Below are 21,838 nucleotides of genomic sequence, written 5' to 3'. Positions count from 1 at the left end.
GGATCGGCTGTCCGCGAGAACGGGCGTGCGTTGCGCGATGTTGGCTCCGCGGAAGGTGAGACGCAGATTCGGGCGATTCATCGATCCGGATTGCGCCATCGGCGAGATGAGCCCCGGACCGGCAGCGCGGTTCGGGGCTCGTCTCGTCATCCATCATCAACCCACTCTTCCGGCCAGCGTCAGGCCGCGCGGTTCAGGCGGAGCGTAAAGGTGCTGCCCACGCCGGGCGTACTTTCCGCCACCAGATCGCCACCCATCCCGCGCGCCAGGTCGCGGCTGATGGCCAGCCCCAGCCCGGTTCCTTCGTACGCGCGCGTGAGCTGGGCATCCACCTGTACGAACGGCTGAAACACGCGCTCCAGCTGGTCTTGGGCAATGCCGCGCCCGGTATCGCCCACGCGCACCAGCACCTGGCCGCCGTCCGCCACGCACTCCAGCGTCACCTTGCCCCCCGGCTCGGTGAACTTGACCGCGTTGCTCAGCATGTTGAGCACGATCTGCTGCACCTTGGCGGAATCCGCGTGCGCGTTCACCGATGGACTAGCCGGCACGTGGCGGAAATCGAGTTGTCGGGCCAGCACCTGCGGCGCGGTGAGCGCCTCGCATCCCGCCAGAACCTCGGCCATCGCCACCGCGCCCAGATCGTACTGCACCGCCCCTGCATCCACCTTGGCGTAGTTGAGCACCTCGTTGATGAGCCCCAGCAGGTGCCGCTGGCTGCGCTGAATGCGCTCCAGGTAATCGACCTGTTCCGGAGTCACGGCCCCCTGCACGCCGATCTGCAGCAGCTCCGCGTATCCGCCGATGGCGTTGAGCGGGGTGCGCAGTTCGTGGCTCATCACCGCCAGGAACTCGCTCTTGGAGCGGTTGGCCGCCTCGGCCTCGCCGCGGGCGCGCCGCTCGCCCTCCACGTCGGTGTTGCTGCCCACCCAGCCGGTGACGGTGCCCGAGTCATCAAATTCCGCCAGCGCGCGGGCCAGGTGCCAGCGGTACTCCCCCTTGGCGTCGCGCAGGCGGAACTCGGCCTCGTACGGCGTTCCCGTCGCCAGCGAGCGTGACCAGCGGCTGAGCGCCACGTCCAGGTCGTCGGGGTGCACGTACGCGCCCCATCCCACCCCCAGCAGTTCCTCCGCGGAAGCGCCGAAGTAGATGGCGGTGCGCTCGCTTACGAAGTCCAGCGCCCCGTCCGGCCGCGCGGTCCACACCTGCACGGGTACGGCCTCCGAGAGCGTGCGGTAGCGCTCTTCGCTGATGGCGAGCGCGCCGCGCGCCATCTCGCTTACCGCCAGCAGCCGCTCACGCTCCGCCGTCGCCCGCATGCGCAGGGTGATGTCGCGCCAGAAGACGGCGACGCCGCGGTCGGTGGGGTACGCGTCGACCTCCACCACCAGTTCCAGCCGCCCGTCGCTGTAGTCGTGGATGAAGTGCGCCTCCTTCTTTTCCGACACGGCCGCGCGGTAGTGCCGCTCGAAGCCGGTGCCGATGGCGCCGGGAAACATCTCCCAGAAGACGCGGCCCAGCAGTTCCGCGCGCGGAAGCGCGCTCCCTCGCTCCATGGCCCCGTTCACCGCGACGATGCGGAACGCGGAGTCCAGCTCGAAGTGCGCGTCCGCCATGGATTCCAGGATGCTCACCGTGCGGCGGCGCGCCTCTTCCGCTTCTTCGGTGCGCTCCTCCAGCTGCGCGGCGGTGGCCTGCAGCTCCGCCGACTGCATCTCCAGCTCCGCCGCCTGGTCCTGCAGCTGCGCGTTGGCCCACTGCAGCGACGCGCTTTCGCGGGAGAGCTCCCGGTATGCCTGCTCCGCGCCTCGGCGTGCCCGGTCGGCTTCCTCGCTTTCGCCGCGGAGCCGGGCGTGGTCGGCAGCGATCTGCTCCTCCTTCGTCACATCCACCACGCGGTGGATCAGGTGCGTGACGCGGCCGGTGGCGGGGTCGGTGAGGGGCGTGTTGAGCGGGCTCCACACGCGCTCCTCCCAGCTGCCGTCCGGACGGCGGATGGCGTACGGCTGCCGCGCCATGGCGTCCGGCGCGCCGGAAGACAGGGCGCGCTCCAGCGAGGCCCGCAGGTTCCGCTCTCCCGTGGCGTTCGGATCGCCGGGCCGATCGGGGAACGCCTCGAAGATGCCGCGGCCCGTGATGTCTTCGCGCCGGGTCACGGTGGCGTGCAGGTACGCATCGCTTGCCGCCACGATGGTGAACCTCGGCGCATCCGCGCGGACCACCAGGAACAGCCCGGGCAGCGCGTGGAACAGGGCGCGGAAGTCCGGCCCCTCTCCGGCGGTGTTCGCGTCGTTCAAAGGGCGGTCCGGCGTACTGCGTTGCATTTTGGTGAGTTCCGGTTCGGTTGAACGCGCGCGCGTCGGGCGCCGCTCCCTGGCGCGTGAGTTTCTGGACGGCGGAACCCGGCCGTCCAGACGAGTCGTGATGGAAGCTGTGTCCAACGCAAGACACGTGCGTCGCACCGGGCTTTGTGACGTTTCGCGTACAATGCGCCGTACGGTTGCCGGTCGTGGACGAGGGTGAGCCGGGGCGCGGGCGCGGTGGAGTGCGGCTTGCGGAAGGCGGGCGGTGAGGCGCGCTCCCGCGCCAATTCGTACTCAGACGGTGGACGATTCCCGTGGTCAACTACTTCAAACCAGCCGTTTCGGACGAGGCCTGGAAGGAAGCGATGCAGGAGCCGGCCTCGGCGGCGGAGCCTGAGGCGCAGCAGGCGGATGTGAACGCGCTGCTGGACGGCCGCTGCATGGCCATCACCCTGAACCTGGCGGACGGCGAGCACGCCCGCATTCCGCCGGAGTGCTACCACGCGGCGGCGGCGTTTGCGCTGTTCGGGCAGCCGTTCGGGTTCACCTGGGCAGACGTGGACCTGCTGGAGCGCCGCGCCCAGCGCATCGGGCTGCAGGCGGACGAGGAGGGAAAGCGGGGCGGGGAGCCGGGCGACGTGCTGGTGGAGCAGCTTCGGCAGGAGTCGCGGCAGATGCTGAGCATGTCTCGCCGCATCGCCGCGCTGCTTCCGCCACGCGAGATGATCCGCGGAACCGGCGCGCCGGCCGTGGCAGGAACGTCGTCGTCGGCGGGATGAGGCGCGGGTTGGGCTGAAGGTTCCGGGCGTTCTCGACCACATCCGCGCGGCCGCCTGTCCAGGAGCGAATGAATTCGCCGCTGGAAAGGCACGAAGTCCGCCTGCGCGGACTGTGGCTGAAAGTGTCGCGTGGGTCCCCCGCGTTCGGGCGTTGCGGCGGGTTGGATCATCCGTCGGATGAAGAGCGGATCATCCAGCGGATGAAAAGACAAACGGGGCGCGGCGAAGATCGCCGCGCCCCGTTTGTCATCCACCGAAACCGCGCGTCAGTTGGCGGGCGGACGGCCGAAAGCGATGCGCACCGGTGCATCCGCGGCGACATAGGACATCACCGCCATCGCCGCGACGGAGCGGGCGATGTCCACCGGGTCCAGCTTGTCGGGCGTGTCGGCGGAGGTGTGGTGATACCAGAAGTACTTCTCCTGCTCCACCATCAGCCCCATGCCCGGCACGCCCTGCTGCATGATGGGCCCGATGTCCGCGCCGCCGCCGCCCAGCTCCACGCTGTCCGCGCCGATGGACCGCAGCAGCGCCGCGATCTGCCGCACCTGCGCCACCGCCGGCTCCGTCGCCGTCACGCTGAAGCCCTTGGGCGCGAACACCCCCTCGTCCGATTCAATCGCAAGAATGTGGTTGGGCAGCTCCGCGCGGTGGGCGTCGCGGTACGCCGTTCCGCCGCGCGTTCCGTTTTCCTCATTAGTCCACAGCACCACGCGCACGGTGCGGCGCGGACGCATCCCCAGGCGCTTCATCACCCGGAGCGCCTCCCAGGCCGCCACGCAGCCGCCCGCGTCGTCCATCGCCCCGGGCGCCACGTCCCACGAGTCGATGTGGCCGCCCATCACCACGACCTCGTTGGGTAGCTCGCTCCCGCGGATTTCGGCGACCACGTTGCGCGAGGGCACGTCCGCCAGCGTCTGCGCGCCCATCCGCAGCCGCACGCGGGGCCGCTCCCCGCGGTCGATGAGGCGGTGGATGAGCATGGCATCTTCCATCGACAGCGCCGCGGCGGGGATTTTGGCGATGGAGTCGTTGTAGCGCATGCCGCCCGTGTGCGGCGACTGCATGCCGAACGGCCCCAGCGAGCGGATCAGGCTGGCGACGGCGCCCACGCGCGCGGCCTCGATGGCACCGCGGCCGCGGTACGGCTGCGTCTGGCCGTAAGTGGTGAAGGGAACGTCGAAGAGGACGATCTTGCCCCTCGCCTCGGACGCGCGGCGCGTCAGTTCGTCAAAGCTGCCGACGACCATCACCTCGGCCTCCACGCCCTCCGCCGCCGTGCCGACGCTGCCGCCGAGCCCCAGCATGTGCAACTCCATGGACCGCGGAGAGGTGAGCGTGGCGGATTCCTGGCCGCGCACCCAGCGCGGCACCATCACCGGCTCGGTGTGCACGTTTTCCAGCCCGTCCTCGCGCATGCGGGCGACCACCCAGTCGATGGCCTGCTCCAGTTCCGGCGTGCCGCTGAACCGCGGCCCGAAGCGGTCCACCAGTTCCGCCATGCGGTTCCACGCGGTGCTGTCGCGGGTGGCGCCGCGGATGAGGCTGTCGGCGCGCGCCTGGTAGCGCGTGGTGAGCGATTCTCCCTGCGCGGCGAGCGGCGCGGCGCAGATCACGCCGGCCGCCAGGGCCAGGTACAACGGTCGGTTCCGCATGGGTGCGATGGAGGCGGGTGGAGTGGATGACCGGGAGTGGATGGGAAAGATGCGCCGGGGGATGGAGGGCGAGCAAGCGCTACGGGCTTCAGGGCGGCCCCACCCTTCCCCCGCGAGAGCGAATGAATCCGCCGCTCCAACAGCGGGAACCCCCGACACGACGCCCACAGGCGCCGTTCGGGGCTTCAACTGCATTGCGGGATACTCGACCAAACGCTCCGCCGCAGCCGGCGGAGGCGGACATCGTATCTTTTGAGACGCGAATTCGATCGTCGAGCGAAAGTCGCGGACGCGCACCGGAGCCTGCCACGGGGGTGAGGTCTCCCCCTCTCCCGCTTGCGGGAGAGGGGGCCGGGGGGAGAGGGGTGCCCGCGGCCGGGACAAACTGTCCGGAGCACGCCAAACCCGCAGTTCTCCCCTCTCCGTGCGGCAGTTTGCACGGGGAGGGGCCTCCCGGAAACATCCGTCTCCATCCACGGTATCAGCGAAACCTGTCCGCAAGCATTGCCGCGCGGCGGAATGCCAATATTTTAGCATCGTCCCGGCGCGCCCTGTTCCCGGCCCGCGCGGCGCGTTATCGTGACCGGATTCGACCAACCCTATCTGAAGGGCAGAATGATGAAACGCATCGTCCTGCTGCTGAGCCTTGTCGCGGCGCCGGCGGCGGCGCAGCAGGTCAGCATCCCGCACACCACCTTTACGCTCCCCAACGGGCTGCAGGTGATTGTGGCGGAGGACCACTCGACGCCCGTGGCGTCGGTGAACGTGTGGTACCACGTGGGCTCCGGCTACGAAAAGCCGGGCCGCACCGGCTTTGCCCACCTCTTCGAGCACATCATGTTCGAAGGATCGAAGAACGTCCCCGAGGGCGACTTTGACAACCTGCTGGAAGCGGCCGGCGCCCGGAACAACGGCAGCACCAACACCGACCGCACCAACTACTACGAAGTCATGCCGTCCAACGCCGTGGAACTGGCGCTGTGGCTGGAGGCCGACCGCATGGGCGGCCTGCTGGACGCCATGAGCCCGTCCAAGCTGCAGGGACAGCGCGGCGTGGTGCAGAACGAGCGCCGCCAGAGCTACGAGAACCAGCCCTACGGCATGCTGTGGGAAACGGCCTCCACGCTGCTGTACCCGGCCGGCCACCCGTACTCGTGGACCACCATCGGCTCCATGGCCGACCTGGACTCGGCCCGCGTGGACGACGTCAACGAGTTCTTTCGCCGCTACTACGCGCCCAACAACGCGTCCATCTCCATCGTGGGCGACGTGAACACCGACCAGGTGCGGCAGTGGGTAACGCGCTACTTCTCGTGGATTCCGCGCAACGCCGACGTGGAGCGCCCGCAGATCGCGCTTCCGCAGCTGGCCGCCACCACGTACACGACGCGCGAAGACCGGGTCACGCTCCCCGAGCTGACCATGATCTGGCGTAGCGACAAGCGCTTTTCGGGCGATGAGGCCGCGCTCAACACGCTGGCCTCGGTGCTGACGCAGGGCAAGAGCGCCCGCCTGTACAAGCGCCTGGTGTACGACGAGCAGATCGCCGCCTTCACCTCGGCGTGGAACGATGCGTCGCTGCTGTCGGGCGACTTCTGGGTGCGCGTGCGGGCCCGTCCCGACGTGGACCTGGACCGCATCGAGGCCGCCGTCAACGAGGAAGTGGCCCGCATTGCCCAGACGCCGCCCTCGCAGGAGGAGCTTGACCGCGTGGTGAACACCATGGTCACCGGCTTCGTGGGAGCGCTGGAAACGGTGGAAGGCAAGGCCGACCGCCTGAACGAGTACCTGTACTACGCCGCCGACCCGGACCACGCCGAAGAGGACCTGGCCCGCTACCGCGCGCTGACCCCCGCCGACGTGCAACGGGCGGCCCAGCGGTACCTGGCCGGACGCAACCACGTGGTGATCAGCTTCGTGCCCACCGGCAAGACGGCGCTCGCCGCCCAGGAGAACCAGTAATGAAGAGGACTCTCGCGACGATCGCGGCGGGCGCCGCCCTGTCGGCCTGCGCCCCGGCCGCCCAGGAGCCGGAGACCGCGCCGGCCCCGTCGCCCGCGCAGCAGCAGCCCGCGGCTCCGGCGGCCGCGGCGTTTCCGACCACGGCGCCGTCCACCTCGGCCGCGCCGCGCATCGACCTGCCGGACGCGGTGCGCCGCACGCTGCCCAACGGCCTCAAGGTCGTGTACATCCAGCAGCGCGAACTGCCCGTCGTAAGCGCCCTGATGCTCACCCGCGGTGCGGGCACCGGCGACGAGCCGGCCAACGCGTCGGGGCTGGCCTCGTTCACGGCCAGCATGCTGGACGAGGGCGCGGGCGGAAAGAACTCGCTGCAGCTGGCCGACGCGCTGGACCTGCTGGGCGCGTCGCTCACCACCAGCGCCGGGGTGGACGCCGCGCAGGCCAACCTGTACGTGCTCAAGCAGAACTTTCCCGCGGCGCTGCGGCTGATGGCCGACGTGGTGACGCGCCCGGACTTTCCGCAGCGCGAGGTTGACCGGCTTCGCCAGGAGCGCCTGACGCAGCTGGCGCGCGCCCGCGACGAGGCGACGACCATCGCCAACTACGCGTTCAGCAGCCTGGTGTACGGCGAGCAGCATCCGTACGGGCGCTATCCCACGCAGGCCACCACGGAGCGGCTGAACCGCGCGGCGGTGGCGGCGTTCCACGCGCGCGGCTACCGGCCGGAAAACAGCACGCTGATCCTGGTGGGCGACGTGGATCCGGCGCAGATGGAGCCGCTGGTGGAGCAGGCGTTCGGCTCGTGGCGCGCCACGGGCACGGGCCCGTCGCTCACGGCCACGCCGGCCACCCCGGCGGCGTTGAACCGCACCACGGTGTACCTGGTCGACAAGCCGGGCGCGGCGCAGTCGGAAATCCGCATCGGGCACCCGGGTGTGGCGCGCAACACGCCGGACTACTACGCGCTGCTGGTGATGAACACGCTTCTGGGCGCGTCGTTCACCAGCCGGCTGAACACCAACCTGCGCGAGACGCACGGCTGGGCGTACGGGGCCAGCAGCGGCTACCAGATGCTGCGCGGCGCCGGTCCGTTCACCGCCCGCGCGGGCGTGCAGACCAATGCGACGGACAGCTCGGTGGTGGAGTTCTTCAAGGAGCTCAACCGCATCCGCACGGAAGACGTCACCGAGGCGGAGCTGGACAAGGCGCGCCGCTACGTGGCGCTGCGCCTGCCGGACCAGCTGGAAACCACCTCCGACATCGCCGCGCAATACGGCAACCTGGAAACGTACGGCATCGACCCGTCGTTCCTGGAAACGTACGTGGAGCGGACGATGGCGGTGACCGCGGCGGACCTGCGCCGCGTGGCCAACCAGTACGTGCGCCCCGGGCAGTCGGTGGTGGTCGTGGTGGGTGACCGCAGCAAGGTGGAGGCGGGTCTCCGCGCCGCCAACGTGGGCACCGTGGTGGTGCGCGACGTGTCCGAGTTCGTGAAGTAGTCTTTTCCGGACGCTGGATGGATGAACGGAGGCCGGCTCCCCGCGCGGGAGCCGGCCTTTGTCGTTCCGGGCGATTTTCACGGCGGCCCCCACCCGGGCCGGCACCACCGGCCCACCCTCCCCCAAAACGGACTGGGGGAGGGTTGGAGCGGGCGGAGAGTTTGGTGCGGGAAGCGGAGTCGCGCGTGGCGGCGGATACCGGGAGCGAATGAATCCGCCGCTCAAACAGCGGGAACCCCCGACACCGGCCGCTGGCGCGTCCGGTTCGGGGCTTCAACTGCATCGCGGGGATGAATAAGGTCCGCCGCCACAGTCCGCGCAGGCGGACTTCGTGTTTTTCGAGGCGCGGTTTCAACCGCCGGCACAATGGCCGCCGGCCCGAGCGCCAGCCGGCATCCACGCTGAGGTCTCCCCCTCTCCCGCTTGCGGGAGAGGGGGCCGTGGGGAGAGGGGTGCCCGCCGCCGCGCCGGGCTCTCCGGAACACACGGATCCGCGGTTCTCCCCTCTCCGTGCGCAGTTTGCACGGGGAGGGGCCGGGGGAGGGGCCTCCCCGCCGGACGCGCGGAATCCCGAGATGCACGTCCGACCTCTCCTTGGACTCGTCAAACCGGCCGTAATCCCGCGTAGCAGCACGTCTTTTCACCCCCGCACTTTCGGCGCGTGTGCGCGCAGGGTATCTTCCCGGCTCGCAATCCGTCTCCACGCAACCCCGTCAGGACATGCCGGAAGCGTTCGCGAGTGGTGGCCCCATGCTGCTGGCCGGCACGGCCAACCGCCCGCTTGCCGAAGAAATCGCCGCGCACCTGCGCGTGCCGCTGGGCGAGGTGACCATCAAGCGTTTCGCCGACGGCGAAATCTTTGTGCGCATCGATGAAAATGTCCGCGGCCGCGACATCTTCATCATCCAGAGCACCACCGCGCCGGCCGACAGCATTCTGGAACTGCTGCTGCTGACCGACGCCGTCAAGCGCGCCTCGGCCGCGCGGGTCACGGCGGTCATGCCGTACTTCGGCTACGCGCGCCAGGACCGCAAGGACCAGCCGCGCGTGGCCATCGGCGCCAAGCTGATCGCCAACATGATCGTCAGCGCCGGCGCGGACCGCATCCTGTCGGTGGACTTTCACCAGCACCAGATCCAGGGCTTCTTCGACAAGCCGGTGGATCACCTGTACGCCGCGCCCGTCTTTACCCGGTACTTCCGGCAGAAGGGGCTCAGCAACCTGGTGGTGGTGTCGCCCGACGTGGGCTCGGCCAAGATGGCGCGCGGCTTCGCCAAGCGGCTGGACGCCACCATGGGCATCATCGACAAGCGCCGCCCGGCCGCCAACGTGGCCGAGGTCATGAACGTGATCGGCGAAGTGGAGGGCAAGGACTGCCTGCTCAGCGACGACATGATCGACACGGCCGGAACCATGGCCGAAGCGGCACGCGCATTGAAGGACCGCGGCGCGCGCGACATCTACGCCTGCGCCAGCCACGCCCTGCTTTCCGGGCCGGCGGTGGAGCGCCTGACCAGCGCCCCGTTCAAGGAGATCGTGGTCACCAACACGGTGCATGTGCCCGAGGAAAAGCGCTTCGCCAACCTGACCGTGCTGTCCGTGGCGGATCTGGTGGGCGATGCCATCCGCTACACGCACAGCAACGAGTCGGTCAGCAGCCTGTTCGAGTAAACACGACGCCTCGCGTGTTCCGGCCACACGGGTCCGGAAGCGCGCCGCGCACGTCTGAAGGAGTATCAACATGGCCAGTCCCAAGACCCTCAAGGCCGTCGCCCGCGACGCCAGCGGCAAGGGCGTCGCCCGCAAGCTGCGCCAGCAGGGCCGCGTGCCCGCCGTCGTCTACGGCCACGGCGACAAGCCGCTCGGCATTTCGGTCGACGGCCACGAGCTGGAGCTGCTCATGGCGGCCAGCGGCGTGAACGCCATCGTCCGCCTGGAGCTTGACGGCCAGGCCACGCAGGACGTGCTGCTGCGCGAAGTGCAGATGCACCCGTACCGCCCGGAAGTCCTTCACCTGGACTTCTTCCACGTTCACGCCGGCGAGCGCGTGCACGTCCGCGTGCCCGTGTCGCTCACCGGCATCCCCACCGGCGTGCGCGAAGGCGGCGGCGTGATGGACCAGGTGCTGTACGACCTGGACATGGAAGTGATGCCGGACCGCATTCCGGACGTGCTGGAGCTGGACGTGTCCGGCCTGGCCGTGGGCGAGTCCATCCGCGTGAGCGACGTGGCCACCGGCGATTACAAGATCCTGCAGGATGGCGATCTGCCCATCGTGTCGGTGATCGCGCCGCGCACGGCCGAGCCGACCGCGGCGGAAGCCGAAGCGGCCGCCGAGGCGTGATCTCGGTTCCGTGCTGGAGCGGGTGCGCGCGTGGCTCGCGGGTGATCATGGAGGCGATGTGGCCGGCGCCAAGGTGATCGTGGGGCTGGGAAACCCCGGCCGCGAGTACGAGAACACCCGCCACAACGCGGGATGGTGGCTTCTGGACGCCCTGGCCCAGCGCTGGGGCGTCCCCAAGTTCCGGGCGGAAAAGACGCAGGCCAACGCCACCACGCGCGTGGAGCCGCACCAGGTTCGCCTCATCAAGCCGCTGACGTACATGAACCGCAGCGGCGGCGTGCTGGTGGGCCTCAAGCGCATGGGGGCGCTGGATCTGTCGAAGGACCTTCTGGTTCTGGTGGATGACATCGCGCTGGAGCCCGGCCGCGTGCGGTTTCGCGCGACGGGGAGCGCGGGCGGGCACAACGGGCTCAAGTCCATCGAGCAGGCGCTGGGTTCCCGCGATTATCCGCGTCTGCGGATCGGCGTGGGGGCCAAGCCGGAGGGGCGCGACCTGGCGGACTGGGTGCTGTCTCCGTTGCCCAAACCCGACCGCAAGCTGATCGACGAGCGATTGCCGGAGTTGTGCGACGCCGTCGAAGTCTGGATGCGCGACGGCGTGGAAGCCGCGATGGACCGATACAACCGCTGAACCGCGCCGGAGCCTGCGGGTCCAAGATCCCTGAAGATAAGTAGCTCCATCCACGCACTTCATCTGATCGGCAATGGCCCAGAATCCGGCTAATAGTGGCGAATCCAGCGATTACGACGCTTTCGTTTTAAAAGATCTCTTCCCTGACGCGGAGAGTATCTTCTCTTTCGAGCCGCGTCCCTTGCTGGTAATCGCGCCGGAGTCGCTCATTGTACTGGACACAAATGTGCTTCTCCTCCCTTACAACACTGGCAAGAATAGCCTCGCCGAGATCGCTTCAACCTACCGGCGCTACGTTGTAGAGAAGCGCTTGATGGTACCTGGGCAGGTCGCACGAGAATTTGCTAAGAACCGTTCCGATAAGCTCAAGGATCTATTTCAACAGATCTCTCGGAAGCGGGATGTGGATTTGAAATCGCAGTCCTACCCATTGCTCGAGTCCTTAGACCAGTATCAAGCTGTGAAGGCGGCGGAGGCTGCGCTTGCTAAACAGCTTACCGAGTACCGGAGCAGCGTCGACCAATTGCTGAAGGTCATCCGGAACTGGAATTGGAACGACCCGGTTAGCGCTCTGTATCGAGAGCTATTCTCTGCCGGAGTGGTATTCGATCCTGAGTTGGACAGAGAAGAGTTGCGCAAAGATTTGGCGCATCGTCAAGCTCATCGGATCCCGCCCGGTTTCAAAGATTCCAACAAACCTGACGGGGGTGTTGGTGACTTGATCATTTGGCACACGATCCTGGCTGCTGCGAAAGCACGTGGGTTGGACGTGATCTTTGTTTCTAACGATGTGAAGAACGACTGGTGGTATCAAAGCGAGAAACAGCAACTCTATCCCCGCTTTGAACTCGTTGAGGAGTTCCGGCGGATCTCCGGGGGGAAAACGCTTCACGTAGTTCGTTTTTCAGAGTTTCTGGAACTCGTCGGCGCACAACCCGAGGTGGTGAATGAGGTGCGCGTGAGCGAGGCCCAACATCCGGAAATTACGGTAGGGCGGGCAAGCTCGACATATCCGCTGATGCGGCGATGGCTCGAAACTTTGTACCCCGACCGGGATGTTGAGTATACATTCTTTCCCGACTTGACGGTCAAAACTGAGGTTGGGTGGATGGGAGTAGAGACTCGCTTCATGCTTGACGCAAGCGCAGCCGAAGCTACCATCAATCATCTTCTAAGTGTGTCCCGGGGGCTTAGGAGTGACGAGGGCTACCTTGCCGTTGATGTGGTGCTTATAGCGCCCGATTCGCGAGTAGCCAATGCGATTACCAAAGTGGCAGCGCAGATGGGTGGTACCTCGCCAGGTAATGGTTTGGTTGTAGGTTACCTCCGAGGTGATGGGGAGTTTGTTCCCATTTCATCGGTCGACGCGCACGTTTGGTAGACTGGTGGCATCAGCGGCAACGTGGACCTCAACTGGTTCGCGGGGACGCGCGCGGAGCTGGGCGGGCTGTGATCCGCCGTGCGCGTTGACGAACGGCGGCCGGGCGGGTAGTTTTGCGCAGGCCGGTTCCCCGTGGCGGGGTGCCGGCTTCTTCGTTTTGCCGATGATCCTTCGGGTGATTTCCATATGCTGAAGCTCGGAATCGTGGGGCTGCCCAACGTGGGCAAGTCCACGCTGTTCAACGCGCTCACCTCCGCGGGCGCCGACGCCGCCAACTACCCGTTCTGCACCGTTGAGCCGAACGTGGGGATGGTGGAAGTCCCCGATCCCCGCGTGGACCTGCTCGCGGAAAAGGTGCAGCCGCAGCGCGTTCAGCGCGCGACGGTGCAGTTCGTCGACATCGCCGGGCTGGTGGAAGGCGCGTCGGAGGGCGAGGGGCTGGGCAACCAGTTCCTGGCCAACATCCGCGACACCGACGCTGTGGTGCACGTGGTCCGCTGCTTTGACGACGACGACGTGGTGCACGTGATGGGCGGCGTGGACCCGGCCCGCGACCGCGAGATCATCAACCTGGAACTGGCGCTCTCCGACCTGGGCGTGGTGGAGAAGCGGCTGGAAAAGGCCAAGAAGTCCGCCCGCGGCAACGACCGCGACGCGCTGGCCGAACTGGGCCTGCTGGAGCGGCTGAACACGGCGCTGGGTGAGGGTAAGCCGGCCCGCGTGGTGGAGGCCAACGACGAGGAGCAGAAGATCCTGCGCTCGTACAACCTGCTCACCAGCAAGCCGGTGCTGTACCTGGCCAATGTGGCCGAATCGGACCTGCCGGAGGGCGACAACGCCCACGTGCGCGCCCTGCGCGCCGCGGTGGAATCCAGCGGTGAGCGCGCCGACATCGTCCCCATCAGCAGCAAGATCGAAAGCGAACTGGCCGAGCTTCCCGCGGAGGAGCGCACCGAGTTCCTGTCGTCGCTGGGGCTGACGGAACCGGGGCTGCACACGCTGATCCGCGCCGGCTACAAGCTGCTGGGCCTGCAGGTGTACTTCACTGCGGGCGAAAAGGAAGTCCGCGCGTGGGAAATCCCGGTCGGTGCCAAGGGCCCCGAGGCTGCCGGCGTCATCCACTCGGACTTTGAGCGCGGCTTCATCCGTGCGGAGACGGTGGGCTGGGAAGACTTCGTAAAGACCGGCAGCGTCAAGGCGGCCAAGGAACAGGGGCTGATGCGCTCCGAAGGCAAGGAGTACGTCGTCAAGGACGGTGACATCCTCCTGTTCCGCTTCAACGTCTGATCGGCTCGCTGGGCAGAGTCAACTGTCAGTACATGGTGAGAGCCCGCTTCCGTCACCGGTCCAGCGGGCTCTTTCTTGTCGATCAATCCCGGACTGGATTGCGTGCTGAATCCGGACTCCGGAAGAATGCTCCTCGTACCTTCCCCGGCTCACTGGTTCTCTGCTTAACGTCCGCCGGGAACCTTGTCCATAGCTATCCGAATGCGGATGGTGTCAGTCCTGCTCCTCCGAGCCGGCGAGTTCCGGTTCGGGGAGTTCCTCCCCGAACCTTCCGTCGATCGCGTCGCTGAAGTTCATCATGGCGCGCCTGAGGTGGTCTCCAGCATCACGTTGCCCTTGGCGAGCGTTGAAAATCTCTCGCACGAGCGCCCGCTGTATCTGAGGATCTTCGGGAAATACGATTTCCAGCGACTCAAAGTCCTCTTTCTGGGTACGGCGCCTGTTGCTGTGCCCCGTCGTGATGGCCCGGAACGCCCGCTGGTAGTATCGGCTGCGAAGAAGGCACCAGAGAAAACCCGGATCCAACCTCTTATCAGTAACTTCGTAGATGGGGAATTCCTTGGTGACGAGTGCTTCGTCGAATTCAGGAGGCACCACTGAGATGCATCCTTTCCACAAGTCGATTGAGGAGAACACGACGTCCCCTTCTCGCGCAGCATACCAGGTGGACGATCCTTCCGCGAAGTACATACCCAGCCATTCGGGAGGGTTCTTTCCTTTGCCTGCCTCTCGCGGTCGAATCTCGCCGGTTTGCGAGATCGTCATGACCTGAACGCGCTCCTCCGGGTTGTCTTCCGGCGAAACGACGGTTTCTCGCCTGCGCATTACGTCCCGCAAAGGGGAGCGATGCCAGCCTTCTGGAGTTACCCCGCGCTCTTCTCGCTTGAACAAGAAGTACTTCGGGTCCAGCCGGCGGCTTGGGTGAGCGCTCCACATTTCCGCCGCATTGATCGCCATGCAGTCCGGAGAAGTCCGGCCGGGATAGGTCCCAGGATTCTGGCGGAACCTTCTATACTCGCCCAGGATGGTATCTGGTTGCGCGTCGTCTAAGCGCCCGCCAGAACTGCCCTTGTAAAGGTCGTTGCGGTTGCTCGGTGATCCTGTCGTGGTGTACCCAATGTGGGTTGCTTCTGCCAAAAAAACGGAGTAGCCGAGCGCATTCAATCCGGCGCGTATAGCGATGTCTGTCTCACCGGTTGCTTCCAACTGCTCGGAGTGCGCACGGCGAAACCGGGCGGACTCTTGTTCCGTGAATTTCCGGAAGAACAGGAGGGAGGTCTTGTTCTGTGCTCCGGCGCGTCGAAACGCATGGTCGGGCAGCGATACAATCGCCTCGATCACGCCGCTGCTGGCCAGATACCGCCGCATTCGTGGACAGTTCGACGTTTCCCCCTGATTGTTGAACACTCCATCAGGAAGAACCAACCCAAGTCGGCCTCCCGGCGTGAGCAGTTCGACACACCGTTCGAGAATCGCGTGCTCAGATGCAATGCTGTCACGCCCGTGAGCTACGGAGAACGATTCGAGAGTGTTCGAACCAAGTTGATCTTCATCGCCCTGCACCACCTCGTCGCCAAAAGGAGGGTTGCCCACGATTCGCGTAAACTGTTCCCGCGGAGGGTTCAGTCGTGCCTTGGTAAACACTGCGTCCAGGCAGCTGCGGTCACCCTCGATGTTTGTGTGGCCGTCGTGGTGGAGGAGGAGGTTGATCTTGCAAATCCTCGCGAGGATGTCGTGGATCTCGATTCCGAAAACGTGGCTGAGGGCAAAGTCGTTCCTAAGCCGCTCCCTTCGTCCTGCAGGATAGGTGTTGTCGATGTTGTGCCACACCTGAAGAAGCACTTCGAGCAAAAAGCCACCACTGCCGGCCGTCGGATCCAGAACGTAATCATCTGGGCTGATTTCCAGGACCGCTACTGCGAACCTGGCGATCTGACGCATCGTGAAGTACTGCCCCAGTTCTCCGCGGAACACGGATCCGAAGAAATCTTCGAAGGCAGCACCGATGTTGTCGACGGTGGTATCCACGAAGGAGATCTTCTGAAGCGCTTTAACTACCTCGACGATCTTTCGATCGGGGAGTTCGATCTTGACGTTCTCGTCGAAAATGCTGGGATCTTCACCCTTGGCTCGATCGAAGAGCCTGTGCACACGATTCGCGACAGCTGCACTGGTTTCGTCTGTTCCGACCTGAAATCGTCGCGGCCCGTCCTGCGGGGTCCATCGCTCGTCGTGAACCTTTGCGAACAGAAGCTTGCTCCACTCGTCAAAAGCTTTGAGAGGATCCCGTTTGCCTCCGGCCCAGATACGCGAGTGCGCGTAGCGGATTTTTCTCTCCACCACGGCTCTTGGTTCGGCTGTGATGTCTCCAGCCCGCCCAACCCAGTGAGCGAACTCTGGCTGGGCTCCGTACTGAGCCGCCAAGTTGTCCCGGTCTCCCCGCTCGTTCGCAATCCGCTCGGTCGACGGGAAGTTGCCCACATCAAAGAAAATCGATTCCCCTCCGTCATCGTAGAGCCCGAATGGTGCGCGAAGCGAATTCGCATTGCCAAATAGCTGCTCAATCGCCTGTGTTCGATCCGAGGCGCTGACGTCACTCCGCTTGTTTTCCACAACTAGGTACGGTATGCGGCACGCGTCGTCGGCGTACACGACGATGTCCGCCCAGTCGTTCGGAGTACGACGAGGGACCGACACTTCGGTCTTGATCCGGTGTGTGGGATATTCTTTCACCAACACCAGAAACGCAATCGAGAAGCAACGTACCCACTCTTCCGGATCAGTCCACTCATACTGGCGCTCGCTAGCGAGCGAGTAGGTCACGCGTCTTGGCTTGATCGTGATGAAGCCTCGTCGAACAGCCTCCATCACCAGTGGATCCGCAGCAACCTCATCGGGAGAGGAGAAGTTAGTGGGTGGGAAGGGCATGCATCGCTCCGGTGATGTGAAATATAGGTTTGTCAAAAAAAGCAGAGTGCCTTACTCCGGAACTTTACTGGACTGGCGTATCAGCCGCAACTATCTGGAAATTGTCGCTCAGTTGAATGAGTGGTTCGAGCCATCTTGGTGCGCAGGCGTGGAAACGAGTGTTTCACCCGGTCCGATTTTTGACTTTGGAGTATCGCACTCTGACACCAAGCTGAGGTGCGCGAGATTCTTTGCTGTAGCGGCAGCGTCCTGCGCAGGCGCTGGCCGGTCCGGTGCCCGCAGTTGCCTCCGTCCACGCGCACCAGCATCTTGGCGAGGCGGTCTGCGCCGCATGTACGAGCGATGGGACCGCCTGAAGGCCTGACAACGACGAATTCGTCCGCGTCTGTTTCGCGAGAGCAGACGCGCCGAGATGACTATTTTCCGGATTGCTGAATGAAGCAGTTGCTGCAGCAGTTGAACACCGGCGAAACGCGCCTGGTAGACGTGCCGGTTCCGCGCGCCGGGGGCAACTCCCTGGTGGTGGAAACCCGCGCCACCCTGGTCAGCGCCGGCACGGAACGCATGCTGGTGGAGTTTGGCCGCGCCAACCTGCTGGACAAGGCGCGCAGCCAGCCCGACAAGGTGAAGCAGGTGCTGGACAAGGTGCGCACCGACGGCCTGGGCCCCACGATGGAGGCCGTGCGCGCCAAGCTGGACGCCCCCATTCCGCTGGGCTACTGCCACGCCGGCGTGGTGGTGGAGGCGGGCCCCGCCGCCGGGCGCTTTCGCGCGGGCGACCGCGTGGTCACCAACGGCAACCACGCCGAGTACGTCCGCGTTCCGCACACGCTCGCGGCGCTGATCCCCGACAACGTGTCGGACGAGGCGGCCGCGTTCACCCCGCTGGCCGCCATCGGCTTGCAGGGCATCCGGCTGGCCGCGCCCACGCTGGGCGAAACGGTGGTCGTGTACGGGCTGGGGCTCATCGGCCTGCTGACGGTGCAGCTGCTGCGCGCCAACGGCTGCCGCGTGATCGGCATCGACCGTGACGCGGGGCGGCTGGAGCTGGCGCGAAAGTACGGCGCCATCGCGCTGGACGGTTCCGCGGGCTCCGTGGCGGACGCGGTGCTGGCGCAGACCGGCGGCGTGGGCGCCGACGCGGTGCTGCTGACGCTGGCGTCGGACTCCGACGATCCCGTCCATCAGTCCGCGCTCATGGCCCGCAAGCGCGGCCGGCTGGTGCTGGTGGGCGTCACCGGCCTCAACCTGCGCCGCGACGATTTCTTCAAGAAGGAACTGTCGTTCGCGGTGTCGTGCAGCTACGGCCCGGGGCGCTACGATCCGGCGTACGAAGAGGGCGGGCAGGATTATCCGCTGCCGTACGTGCGCTGGACCGAGCAGCGCAACTTTGAGGCGGTGCTTCAGCTGATGGAAGACGGTGCGGTGGATCCGCTCTCGCTCGTCACGCACCGCTTTGCGTTCGACCGCGCGCCCGAGGCGTACGAGGTGATCTCCGGCTCGGCGCCCAGCCTGGGCGTCGTCCTCACCTATCCCGACCGCGGCGGCGTGCTTCCGCAGCCCTCGTCGCGCAGCCTCTCCGCGCCGTTCGTCACCGCGGGCGTGGCCTCGCGTGGCGTGATCGGGATGATCGGCGCGGGCAATTTCGCGCTGCGCACGCTGCTTCCCGCGTTGCAGTCCACCGGGGCGAGAATGCACACCATCGCGTCCAGTGGCGGAACCAGCGGCGCGGTCACGGGGGAAAAGTTCGGCTTCGAGCGGGTGACCACGGACGTGGACGCGCTGCTGGCGACGCCGGAAATCGACACGGTCTTCGTGCTCACGCGGCACGACAGCCACGCCGGGCTGGCGGAGCGCGCGCTGGCGGCGGGCAAGCACGTCTTTGTGGAAAAGCCGCTGGCGCTGCACGAGGAGGAGCTGGACCGGCTGGCCGGCGCGGTGGAATCGTCCGGGCGGCTGCTGACGGTGGGCTTCAACCGCCGTTTTGCGCCGCTGGCGGGCGAAGTGCGCGGAATGCTGCGCGGGCGCGCGGGGCCGGTGTCCATCGTGGCGACGGTGAACGCGGGCGCCATCCCCCGCGACCACTGGACGCAGGACCCGCAGGCGGGCGGCGGGCGCATCACCGGCGAGGGGTGCCACTTCATCGACCTGTGCCGCTACCTGGCCGGCTCGCCCATCGTGGGAGTGCACGCGGTTCCGGCGCGCGACGCCACCGGCCGCGCGATCGACGATATCGCGCACATCTCCCTTTCCTTTGCCGACGGCTCCACGGCGGTGGTGCACTACCTGTCCAACGGCGCGCGCAGCTATCCCAAGGAGCGCATCGAGTGCTTCTGGGACGGGCGCACGGTGGCGATCGACAACTGGCGCCGGCTGCACCGCTTCGGGGTGGCGGGGCCGTGGTGGGAGCGCGCGAAGACGATGGACAAGGGGCACGCGGCCGAGGTGCGGCTGTTCATGGATGCGGTGCGCGCGGGCGGGCCGCCGCCGATTCCGATGGATGAACTGTGGGACGTGTCGCGCTGGTCCATCCGCGCCGGCCGCATGGCGCGCGACGCCGGCTGATCCCGCGCGGGCCGGTCCGTGCGGGGTGTATGACGAGCAGCCATGCGGCCTTCGGGCGGCATGGCTGCTTTGTTTTTCGGCTTTCCACGGCTTTGTGCACGGAGGGGGAGAACTGCACTCCGGTCTGCTTCGGAGGGTGTGGCGCGGCGGCGGGCACCCCTCTCCCCCCGGCCCCCTCTCCCGCAAGCGGGAGAGGGGGAGACCTCAGCGCGGGCACTGGCTGCGGCCTGATCCTGACGCTTTGGCGCCGTTGAAGCCCCGAACCGGACGCGCCAGCGGCCGGTGTCGGGGGTTAGCGCTGTTTGAGCGGCGAATTCATTCGCTCAACCTACTTCGCGCGGGACGATTTTCTTCGTCCGCGGCGAGCTTCCGGCCCGGGTGGGGGCTCACCCGCGAAACCTGCCCATCTCCCTCACGATTCCCGCCACGCGCCCCGCCAACTCTGCCCGATCCACGTACAGTGACCGGATTTCGTACACTCCCGTTCTTCGCGCGCAATCCGGCGTATCGCCTGCCATCCATCCCCGACTGTACGAAATCCGGTCAATTCGACCGGTTCGCGTAGACTGGTCTAAGTATATGTAGTATATTGATTTAGATGGTAATCAAACGTGGCGCGGTGTATGCCCTGTCAGCGGGTACCCCCAGCCTCCGACGAACATGATTCTCGATACAAGCCGCGCACTTCAGGTTCAGGCACTGCTCGAGCAGCAGCGCACGGCCGAACCTGTTTCGCACGATACCGGCGCCAGCGGCGACGAGCAGACCAGCGCGCTGCTGGCCCGCGCCACGGTGCTCGTGGTGGACGACGAGCCGGCCAACGTGCGCATGCTCACCCGCATGCTGTCGCGTTCCGGGTGCGCCACGGTGCTCAGCGCCACCGACGCCGTGGAAGGACTGCGCCTGTACCGCGAGCGCATGCCGGACCTGATGCTGCTGGACCTGCGCATGCCGGAAATGGACGGCGCCGAGGTGCTGAACGCCGTGCGCGACCTGCGCGCCGAGCGGGCGCTGCACCCCGTACTGATGCTGACGGGAGACGACAGCGCGGTGGCGCGGCAGCGGGCGCTGCTGGGCGGCGCGAGCGACTTCATCACCAAGCCGTTCGATCTGTCCGAGGTGCTGCTGCGCATTCGCAACCTGCTGGAAATCCGCTTTCTCTATCAGCAGCAGCGCGAGCAGAACGCGTCGCTGGAGCGCGCCGTGGCCGCTCGCACCGCGGAGCTGCAGATCGACATCGCGCGGCGCGAGGCGGTGCAGCGCGAGCTGGAGGGAAGCGAGGCGCGGTACCGGCACCTGGTGGAAAACGCCAGCGACATGATCTTTGAGACGGATGCGTCGGGCCGCATCCGCTACGTCAACCAGATCGCCGCCGACCACCTGGGGCTTCCGGTGGATGAACTGCGCGGGCTGCCGTACCTGCTGTTCGTGCGGCCGGACGCACACGCGGCGCTGCGCCGCTTCTACCTGCGGCAGAAGCGCCAGCGCAACGCGCTGTCGTACAACGAGTTCCCGGCTGTCGGGCCGGACGGGACGGAGCGGTGGATCGGGCTGAGCGTGCGCATGAGCTTTGACCGGCAGGGGATTTCGTCGGTGCAGGCCATTGCCCGCGACGTCACCGAGCGGCACGAACTGGAGCGGCTCAAGGACGAGTTCATCGCCGTGGCCAGCCACGAGCTGCGCAGCCCGCTGACCTCCATCCGCGCCGCGCTGTCGCTGCTGGATGGCGGGCTGCTGGAAAGCCGGCCGGAGCGCGCCAAGGAGACCATCGCCTTGGCCAGCCGCAACGCCGAGCGCCTGATGCGCCTGGTGAACGAGATGCTGGACCTGGAGCGGCTGGAGTCCGGCAGCGAGGTGCTGGACCGCATGCCGTACGAGCTGGCCGAGGTGATGGGGCAGGCGGCGGAAACCGTCGCCGCCGCCGCCGAAGCGGCCGATGTGCTGCTGATCGTGCGGCCCACGACGCTTACGGCGTGCATCGATCCGGACCGCATGCTGCGGGTGCTGGTGAACCTGCTGAGCAACGCGGTCAAGTTTTCGCCGCGCGGCGGGTGCGTGTGGGTGGCGGCGGAAAAGGGGCCGCAGGGCGGCGTCGTTCTTTCCGTGCGCGACCAGGGGCGGGGGATTCCCGCGGGGCAGCTGAAGTCGGTGTTCGGCCGGTTCCGGCAGGTGCGCGCGTCGGATTCGCGCGACAAGGGCGGTACGGGGCTGGGGCTGGCCATCTGCAAGAGCATCGTGGAGCAGCACGGGGGCGAGATCTGGGCGGAGAGCCGCGAGGGCGAAGGCAGCACATTCCGCATCCGCCTGCCGCGGTGATCGCGGCTGAATCGATGTAAGGGGAGGGATGGGAGATCGCCCGGCGGACATTCGTGTCCGCCGGGCGATTCGTTGTTGACGATGGAAGAGGCTGGGGCGACTGAAACGCTTGGTGTGAGTTTCTCACCAGCCGAGCAGATCGGCAAAAGCGAGCGGCTGTCGTCCTAGCTGCCTGTTGATCAAGATGC

At 66.6% G+C, this 21,838-nt stretch carries 13 protein-coding genes; 10 read left to right on the top strand and 3 right to left on the bottom strand.

Annotated features, from left to right (window positions below; translation table 11 throughout):
* Positions 1-179: 179 nt before the first annotated feature.
* Positions 180-2,324: a PAS domain-containing sensor histidine kinase gene (locus tag HNQ61_RS21575; RefSeq protein WP_183685798.1), complete on the bottom strand. Its 2,145-nt coding sequence runs from the start codon at positions 2,322-2,324 to the stop codon at positions 180-182.
* 293 nt (positions 2,325-2,617) lie between these two features.
* Here HNQ61_RS21575 and HNQ61_RS21570 point away from each other — a divergent pair, with 293 nt between their 5' ends.
* The gene (locus tag HNQ61_RS21570; protein ID WP_184430771.1) at positions 2,618-3,082 is read left to right on the top strand and encodes a hypothetical protein; all 465 of its coding nucleotides are present in this window, start codon (positions 2,618-2,620) and stop codon (positions 3,080-3,082) included.
* Positions 3,083-3,348: 266 nt separating this feature from the next.
* On the opposite strand, the gene HNQ61_RS21565 is transcribed toward HNQ61_RS21570, so the two are convergent.
* Positions 3,349-4,737: a M28 family metallopeptidase gene (locus HNQ61_RS21565; protein WP_170035526.1), complete on the bottom strand. Its 1,389-nt coding sequence runs from the start codon at positions 4,735-4,737 to the stop codon at positions 3,349-3,351.
* 618 nt (positions 4,738-5,355) lie between these two features.
* Here HNQ61_RS21565 and HNQ61_RS21560 point away from each other — a divergent pair.
* The 7 genes from HNQ61_RS21560 to ychF all read left to right on the top strand — a co-directional run bounded on the left by HNQ61_RS21560 (position 5,356) and on the right by ychF (position 13,841).
* Positions 5,356-6,699, top strand: coding sequence for a M16 family metallopeptidase (locus HNQ61_RS21560; protein WP_170035527.1), 1,344 nt, complete (start codon positions 5,356-5,358; stop codon positions 6,697-6,699).
* The gene (locus HNQ61_RS21555) at positions 6,699-8,198 is read left to right on the top strand and encodes a M16 family metallopeptidase (RefSeq protein WP_170035528.1); all 1,500 of its coding nucleotides are present in this window, start codon (positions 6,699-6,701) and stop codon (positions 8,196-8,198) included. The genes HNQ61_RS21560 and HNQ61_RS21555 overlap by 1 nt, the downstream gene beginning before the upstream one ends.
* Before the next feature lie 720 nt (positions 8,199-8,918).
* Positions 8,919-9,869 (top strand): ribose-phosphate diphosphokinase, encoded by a 951-nt coding sequence (locus tag HNQ61_RS21550; RefSeq protein WP_240978486.1) that lies wholly within the window; start codon positions 8,919-8,921, stop codon positions 9,867-9,869.
* 70 nt (positions 9,870-9,939) lie between these two features.
* The gene (locus HNQ61_RS21545; RefSeq protein WP_170035529.1) at positions 9,940-10,542 is read left to right on the top strand and encodes a 50S ribosomal protein L25; all 603 of its coding nucleotides are present in this window, start codon (positions 9,940-9,942) and stop codon (positions 10,540-10,542) included.
* Positions 10,543-10,600: 58 nt separating this feature from the next.
* Complete coding sequence (pth, locus tag HNQ61_RS21540; protein ID WP_170035530.1) at positions 10,601-11,173, top strand: aminoacyl-tRNA hydrolase; 573 nt, start codon at positions 10,601-10,603, stop codon at positions 11,171-11,173.
* A gap of 73 nt (positions 11,174-11,246) precedes the next feature.
* Positions 11,247-12,554, top strand: coding sequence for a PIN domain-containing protein (locus tag HNQ61_RS21535; RefSeq protein WP_170035531.1), 1,308 nt, complete (start codon positions 11,247-11,249; stop codon positions 12,552-12,554).
* A gap of 186 nt (positions 12,555-12,740) precedes the next feature.
* On the top strand, positions 12,741-13,841 hold the full coding sequence (ychF, locus tag HNQ61_RS21530; protein ID WP_170035532.1) for a redox-regulated ATPase YchF: 1,101 nt from the start codon (positions 12,741-12,743) through the stop codon (positions 13,839-13,841).
* Positions 13,842-14,054: 213 nt separating this feature from the next.
* Here the strand turns inward: ychF and HNQ61_RS21525 are convergent, their stop codons facing one another.
* Entirely contained in the window at positions 14,055-16,769 is a 2,715-nt protein-coding gene (locus HNQ61_RS21525) for an N-6 DNA methylase (RefSeq protein ID WP_170035533.1), read from the bottom strand.
* Between the two features lie 435 nt (positions 16,770-17,204).
* Here HNQ61_RS21525 and HNQ61_RS21520 point away from each other — a divergent pair, with 435 nt between their 5' ends.
* On the top strand, positions 17,205-19,334 hold the full coding sequence (locus HNQ61_RS21520; RefSeq protein WP_170035534.1) for a bi-domain-containing oxidoreductase: 2,130 nt from the start codon (positions 17,205-17,207) through the stop codon (positions 19,332-19,334).
* Positions 19,335-19,994: 660 nt separating this feature from the next.
* The gene (locus HNQ61_RS21515) at positions 19,995-21,650 is read left to right on the top strand and encodes an ATP-binding response regulator (RefSeq protein ID WP_170035535.1); all 1,656 of its coding nucleotides are present in this window, start codon (positions 19,995-19,997) and stop codon (positions 21,648-21,650) included.
* Positions 21,651-21,838: the final 188 nt, after the last annotated feature.

Origin of the sequence: Longimicrobium terrae (genome assembly GCF_014202995.1) — a bacterium.
GTDB lineage: Bacteria > Gemmatimonadota > Gemmatimonadetes > Longimicrobiales > Longimicrobiaceae > Longimicrobium > Longimicrobium terrae.
Note: the sequence above shows the minus strand (reverse complement) of the source record. Positions and strands in the feature narration are given on the sequence as shown.